The sequence below is a fragment of the Methylobacterium sp. WL116 genome, assembly GCF_008039455.1.
In the GTDB taxonomy this organism is placed as follows: domain Bacteria; phylum Pseudomonadota; class Alphaproteobacteria; order Rhizobiales; family Beijerinckiaceae; genus Methylobacterium.
On record NZ_VRUV01000229.1, the window covers coordinates 1 to 7,124 of the forward strand.

Genomic DNA, 7,124 nt, shown 5'->3' on the forward strand with positions numbered 1-7,124 from the left:
GGCGGGGGGATAGCGGGGAAAAGGCGGGTTCGCGCCGCGCCCGCATCGCCGCCGCCGCGCGCTCGTGCCACGCTGGCGTTTCGTCGGCGCAGGTTTGCGTTGGATCACCACCGCCCCGATCTGCTAGAGCGGAGTGCAAGGCCCGATCGCGGCCCGAGGATCGACGCATGGATTTCCTGACCGCGATGGGCGGCACGGCCACCGGCTTCTTCGGTGCGGTGATCCCGTTCCTGTTCGTGCTGACCGTCGTGGTCTTCGTCCACGAGATGGGGCACTTCCTCGTCGGCCGCTGGTGCGGCGTCGGCGTCCACGCGTTCTCGATCGGCTTCGGGCCGGAGCTCGTCGGCTTCAACGACCGCCACGGCACCCGCTGGAAGCTCTGCGCGATCCCGCTCGGCGGGTACGTCAAGTTCCACGGCGACGCCAACGGCGCCAGCATTCCGGATGCCGACACCATCGCGCGGATGACGCCGCAGGAGCGGGCGATCAGCTTCCCGACCCAGCCGGTGGCCAAGCGCGCGGCGATCGTCGTCGCCGGCCCGGTGGCGAACTTCATCCTCGCGATCCTGCTGTTCGCCGGCGCGATCTGGCTCGGCGGCCGTCTCGAGCTGCCGGCCCGGGTCTCGGCGATCGATCCCAGCAGCGCGGCGGCGCAGGCCGGCTTCCAGACCGGCGACCTCGTGAAGAGCATCGACGGCGAGCCGATCCCCGATTTCAACACGATGTACCGCATCGTCACCGGCAGCGCCGGAACGCCGCTGAACTTCGTCGTCGAGCGGGCCGGGGCCGACGTGCCGATCGTCGCGACGCCGTCGGTTTACGAGGAGAGCACCAAGTTCGGCCGCCACCGCATCGGGCGCCTCGGCATCCGCTCGCCGGCCGCCTCCGAGGCGAAGCTGGTCACCTACGGCCCGGTCGCCTCCCTCGGCCTCGGCGTGCACGAGACGGTGTTCGTGGTCGAGCGCACCTTCTCCTACCTCGGCAAGCTGGTGACCGGCCGCGAATCCGCCGACCAGCTCTCCGGGCCGATCGGCATCGCCCGCGTCTCCGGCGAGGTCGCCAAGGTCGGCGGCATCGGTGCGCTGATCGGGCTGATCGCGCTGCTCTCGGTCTCGATCGGTCTGCTCAACCTGTTCCCGGTGCCGCTGCTCGATGGCGGCCACCTGCTGTTCTACGCCTTCGAGGTGGTGCGCGGCCGCCCCTTGAGCGAGCGCGCCCAGGAGATCGGCTTCCGCGTCGGGCTCGCCCTCGTGCTGGTGCTGATGATCTTCGCGGCCTGGAACGACATCCTGAACCTCGGCGCCTCCTGGCGCGCGACCTGAGCGCGGCACCGCGCTCGGTCCCCGCGCGCCGCCCACGAGGCGGTCGCCGCAATCCCGCCGCGATTGCGCGCGCGGCGGCCTCCGGCGGCGCCTGACCGGCCCCCGGCGAGTCCCCTGACGGGAGGCCGTGGAAGGGTTACGAAGACGTTTCCCAGATCCGGCACGGCTCGGGATTTCCGTGTCGGGACAGGGATTTACCGTTTGTTTACCCTGCGACGAAATGGATGGGAACTTTGCGGGTGCGTTAAGTGGCCTGAAGGCCACGGCCCCCAAAATCCCGGTCGTAGGACCCCCCGCGCCGTTTGCTTGGCAGGGGAATCCCGCTAAGAGCTACGCTTGGACCAGGTATTACGGGACGGCCGGTCAACGGTCGCTCGTGGCGGGTGCGAACCCGATCCGATGATAAGACAGACGGGCGAATAGATGATGTCGATGACGGGGAAGCACCGGCGCAAGTCGGTGAAGCGGACCATCGTCCTAGCCGCCGCGGCGGGCATTGCGCTGACCGGGGTCGCGCAGGCCCAGCAGATCGTCGTTCAGGGCAACCGCCGCGTCGATGCCGACACCATCCGTTCCTACGTCACCGGCACCGCATCGGGCTCCGCCGAGGAAGCCCGCCGCAACCTGCTCGCCAGCGGCATGTTCGCGGACGTGAAGGTCGCCGCCAGCGGCGGCCGCACCGTCGTGACGGTCCGCGAGAACAACCTGATCAACCGGGTCGTGTTCGAGGGCAACAAGAAGATCGAGAAGGCCACGCTCGAAGGGCAGGTCGAGGCCAAGGCCCGCGGCGCCTTCAACGAGGCCGTGATCAAGTCCGACATGGCGCGGATCAAGGAAGTCTACCGCCGCGCCGGCCGCGGGACCGCCAAGGTCACCTACCGCACCGTCGACCTGCCCAACGGCTCGATCGACGTGATCTACCAGATCGACGAGGGCGATAAGACCGGCATCGTGTCGATCACCTTCGTCGGCAACAACGCCGTGAGCGAGCGGACGCTGAAGGGGCTGGTCTCCTCGTCCGAGATGAACTTCCTGTCGTTCATCAAGACCTCCGACGTCTACGATCCCGATCGCATCGCCAACGATCTCGACCTCGTCCGCCGCTACTACCTGCGCAAGGGCTACGCCGACTTCCGCATCGTCAACGCCGACGCCCGCTACGTCGAGGGCCCGGACGCCAACGGCTGGGTGATCACGGTCACGGTCGAGGAGGGCGAGCAGTACACGGTCGGCGCCGTGGCGGTGGATTCCCGCCTGCCGGGCCTCGACACGAAGAACCTCGACGGCGAGATCCGCACCACGGTCGGCGACGTCTACAACGCCGAGGACGTCGAGAAGACCCTGTCGGGCCTGACCAACGACGTCGCCCGGGCCGGCTATCCCTTCGCCCAGGTCCGCCCGACCGGCCAGCGCGACCGCGCGACCCATCAGGTCTCCCTCGGCTTCGTCGTCGAGGACGGCCCGCGCGTCTACGTCGAGCGCATCAACATCCGCGGCAACACCCGCACCCGCGACTACGTCATCCGCCGCGAGCTCGATATCGCTGAGGGCGACGCCTACAACCGCGTGCTGACCGACCGCGCCGAGCGCCGCCTGAACGGCCTCGGCTTCTTCAAGAAGGTCCGCTTCTCGAACGAGCCCGGCTCCTCGCCCGACCGCGTCGTGATCAACATCGACGTCGAGGATCAGCCCACGGGCTCGTTCTCGGTGGCGGGCGGCTACTCCACCCAGGACGGCATCATCGGCGAGGTCTCGGTCTCCGAGTCGAACTTCCTCGGTCGCGGCCAGTACGTCCGCGTCGCCGGGACCGGCGGCCAGTACTCGCGCGGCGTCGACTTCTCGTTCACCGAGCCGTACTTCCTCGGCTACCGCCTCGCGGCCGGCTTCGACGCGTTCTACAAGTACAGCGACCTGACCCGGTACTCGCGCTACGAGACCACCGTCTACGGCGGCCAGCTCCGTATCGGCCTGCCGGTGACCGAAGCCTTCGGCGTGACCCTGCGCTACTCGCTCTACAACACCGAGCTGAAGGTCCCGAACTCGATCAAGCAGCCCTACAACGACTGCTCGAACCCGATCCCGGGCATCACCAGCGTCTACCCGAACGGCGCGCAGCTCAACGGCCGCGACGTCAGCGGGCTGGCCCAGTACCCGGCCTGTGCCTACAACGGCGAGGCCTCGATCGCGATCAAGGGCTCCCAGGGCAACACGCTCACCTCGCTCGCCGGCCTGACGCTCGCCTACTCGACGCTGGACGTCATCGGCGCGCCCCGCAACGGCCTCTACGCCGAGCTGAAGCCCGACGTCGCGGGCCTCGGCGGCGACTCGAAGTTCTTCCGCGTCACCGGCGACGCCCGGTACTACAAGGAACTCTACGAGGACGTCGTCGGCTTCGTCCGCCTCCAGGGCGGCCACATCGAGGCGCTGGACAGCAACCCGCTGCGCATCACCGACCAGTTCTTCCTCGGGCCGTCGCTGGTCCGCGGCTTCGCTCCCAACGGCATCGGCCCGCGCGACGTCGGCACCACCGACGCCCGCTCCAACGCCATCGGCGGCTCGACCTACGTCGGCGGCACCCTCGAGATCCAGTTCCCGCTCCCCTACGTGCCGCGCGATCTCGGCCTTAAGGGCGCGGTCTTCGCCGACGCCGGCACGCTGTTCGGCTATCACGGCCGCACCACGTTCGACGTGAACGGCGACAACTTCATCAACGGCACCGCGCCCGGCGGCGCGTGCAACTTCAACGCCTTCAACATCGGCGTCGAGCCGGAATGTGTGAACGTCCGCGACAAGGCCGTCATCCGCTCGTCGGTCGGCGCCTCGATCCTGTGGAACTCGCCGCTCGGCCCGATCCGCTTCGACTACGCCTACGCCCTGAGCAAGGACGAGGGTCTGAAGGTGTTCGTCCCGACGCTCGGCAAGTACGGCCACATCGGCGCGGACCAGACGCAGGCGTTCCGCTTCTCCGGCGGCTCGCGGTTCTGATCCGAGAAAAAAGGTCGCGCGCCGCCTCGGGTTTCCCGGGGCGGCGCGTTGTCGTGCATGCCTGATCCCGTCTTCTTCATCCCGCAGCCCGGTCTCACCCTCGGCCTCGTCGCCGAGGCGGCCGGCCTGCCCGTGCCCGAGGGCTTCGATCCGGCGCACCGGATCGACGGCGCCGCGCCGCTCGAGACCGCGGGGCCGCGCGACCTCGCCTACATGGACAACGCCCGCTACGGCGACGCGCTCGCCGCGACCCGGGCCGGCATCTGCCTCGTCGCCCCGCGCTTTTCAGCGCGCGTGCCCGCCGGCACCGCGAGCCTCGTCCTGCGCGATCCCTACCGCGTCTACGCGGTGCTGCTCGGCCGGCTGCACCCGGATGCTCTTCGCCCGGGCTCGCAGTTCGGCGCCCGCGGCATCGCGCCCGGCGCCCACGTCCACCCCGATGCGCGCCTCGAGGACGGCGTCACGGTCGATCCCGGCGCCGTCGTCGGCCCCGGCGCCGAGATCGGCGCGGGCACGGTGATCGGCCCCGGCGCCGGCATCGGACCCAACGTGCGGATCGGGCGGGACTGCGCGATCGGCGCCGGCGCCACCCTGAGCCATGCGCTCGTCGGCAACCGCGTCATCGTCCATCCCGGCGCCCGGATCGGCCAGGACGGGTTCGGCTTCCACATGGGGGCGACCCACCTCAAGGTGCCGCAGGTCGGCCGCGTCATCGTGCAGGACGACGTCGAGATCGGCGCCAACACCACGGTGGACCGCGGCGCCTCGCGCGACACGGTGATCGGCGAGGGCACCAAGATCGACAACCTCGTGCAGATCGCCCACAACGTGGTGATCGGCCGCCACTGCGTGATCGTCTCGGGCGTCGGCATCTCCGGCTCGACGACGCTCGAGGACTACGTCGTGCTCGGCGGGCAGGTCGGCGTCGTCGGCCATCTGCGCATCGGCCGCGGCTCGCAGATCGCCGGCTCCTCCAACGTCAACCGCGACGTGCCGCCCGGCAGCCGCTGGGGCGGCACGCCGGCCAAGCCGGTCCGCGCCTGGTTTCGCGAGCTGACGACGCTCGCCCGCCTGGCCGAGCGCTCGGGCCGGGACGAGCCGGCGGACAAGGGCTGATCGAAAGGGCCGATCGATCCGGCCCGTGCGCCCGCCGCGCTTGCGTCGGGGCGCCGTTTGGGTCGAAAGGACGGGGATCGGTGACGACGGGCGTGCGCGGATGCGCGGCGTCGAGGCGAGGATCGAAGAGATCGATGAGTGAGACGGCGCGTGAACTCGGCTCGGCCGACATCCAGAAGGTGCTCGAGCTGCTGCCGCACCGCTACCCGTTCCTGATGATCGACCGGATCATCGAGATCGACGGCGACGAGAGCTGCATCGGGATCAAGAACGTCACCGTCAACGAGCCGCAATTCACCGGGCATTTCCCGAACATGCCGGTGTTTCCCGGCGTGCTGCTGATCGAGGGCATGGCCCAGACGGCGGGCGCGATCTGCTGCCGGCACATCATGCAGAGCAACGTGCAGACCAAGCAGGTGTTCTTCATGACGATCGACAAGTGCAAGTTCCGCAAGCCGGTGGTGCCGGGCGACCAGGTCCGCTTCCACATGACGAAGACCAACCACCGCAAGACGATGTGGTGGTTCCGCGGAGAGGCGCGCGTCGACGGCGCCCTCGTGGCGGAGGCCGAGATCGGGGCCATGCTGGTGACGGCGTGAGCGCGCCCGCGATCCATCCGAGCGCGATCGTCGAGGACGGCGCCGAGATCGGCGACGGCTGCCGCATCGGCCCGTTCTGCCATGTCGGCCCGCAGGTGGTGCTCGGCGTCGATTGCGAGCTCGTCAGCCACGCGGTCGTCGCGGGCGACACCCGCATCGGCGCCCGCACCCGGATCTATCCCTTCGCCTCGATCGGCCACCCGCCGCAGGACCTGAAATACAAGGGCGAGCCCTCGACGCTGCGGATCGGCGCCGACTGCCTGATCCGCGAGGGCGTCACCATGAACCCCGGCACCGCGGGCGGCGGCCTGGAGACGGTGGTCGGCGACAAGTGCGCCTTCCTCGCCAACGCCCATGTCGGGCATGATTGCCACGTCGGCAGCGGGGTGATCTTCTCCAACAACGTCATGCTGGCCGGCCATTGCAGCGTCGGCGACTACGCCATTCTCGGCGGCGGCGCGGCGGTGATCCAGTTCGCCCGCGTCGGCGCGCACGCCTTCGTCGGCGGCCTGTCGGGGCTGGAGAACGACTGCATCCCCTACGGCATGGTGCTCGGCAACCGCGCCTACCTCGCCGGCCTCAACATCGTCGGCCTGCAGCGCCGGGGCTTCGCGCGCGAGGACATCCATGCGCTGCGCCGCGCCTACCGCCTGCTCTTCGCCCCCGAGGGGACGCTGATGGAGCGGGTCGAGGACGTGGCCTCGGAATTCGAGAGCCACCCGGCGGTGCGCGAGATCCTCGATTTCATCCGCGCCGGCGGCAAGCGCTCGATCTGCACGCCGCGCGAGACGGCGGCTTCCGGCGGCGGCGCCTGAGGCCGCCGATGTCGGCTCCTCGGCCCGCACGGGAGGACGCGAGGCTGGTGCTGGTCGCGGGCGCCGGGCGCCTGCCCGAGCAGGTCGCCCACTCCCTCGACCGTGCCGGCCGCGCCTTCAAGGTGCTGGCGCTGCGCGGGTTCACCGACCGCCCCTTGCGCGCGCGGGCCGACGCCACCGTCGACCTCCTCGACATCGGCGAGACCCTGCGCATCCTCGCGGGCTGGGGGCGGGCCACCTCGGTGGGGGCCCCCAGCCCGCTAGGTTGCGCAGGGTCTCGCCGATGT

Annotated in this window: 5 protein-coding genes and 1 pseudogene; all 6 read left to right on the forward strand. The window is 70.0% G+C overall.

What is annotated here, in order from left to right; genetic code table 11:
- Positions 1-167: 167 nt before the first annotated feature.
- Complete coding sequence (locus tag FV223_RS16280) at positions 168-1,322, forward strand: RIP metalloprotease (protein WP_147728014.1); 1,155 nt, start codon at positions 168-170, stop codon at positions 1,320-1,322.
- Positions 1,323-1,745: 423 nt separating this feature from the next.
- Entirely contained in the window at positions 1,746-4,307 is a 2,562-nt protein-coding gene (gene bamA / locus FV223_RS16285; protein ID WP_147728015.1) for an outer membrane protein assembly factor BamA, read from the forward strand.
- Between the two features lie 57 nt (positions 4,308-4,364).
- Positions 4,365-5,423: a UDP-3-O-(3-hydroxymyristoyl)glucosamine N-acyltransferase gene (gene lpxD, locus FV223_RS16290; RefSeq protein ID WP_147728016.1), complete on the forward strand. Its 1,059-nt coding sequence runs from the start codon at positions 4,365-4,367 to the stop codon at positions 5,421-5,423.
- A gap of 134 nt (positions 5,424-5,557) precedes the next feature.
- The gene (gene fabZ / locus FV223_RS16295) at positions 5,558-6,022 is read left to right on the forward strand and encodes a 3-hydroxyacyl-ACP dehydratase FabZ (RefSeq protein WP_147728017.1); all 465 of its coding nucleotides are present in this window, start codon (positions 5,558-5,560) and stop codon (positions 6,020-6,022) included.
- Entirely contained in the window at positions 6,019-6,837 is an 819-nt protein-coding gene (gene lpxA, locus FV223_RS16300; protein ID WP_147728018.1) for an acyl-ACP--UDP-N-acetylglucosamine O-acyltransferase, read from the forward strand. Before fabZ ends, lpxA begins: the two co-directional genes overlap by 4 nt.
- Before the next feature lie 8 nt (positions 6,838-6,845).
- Positions 6,846-7,124: pseudogene (locus FV223_RS16305) on the forward strand (hypothetical protein); the annotation flags it as partial.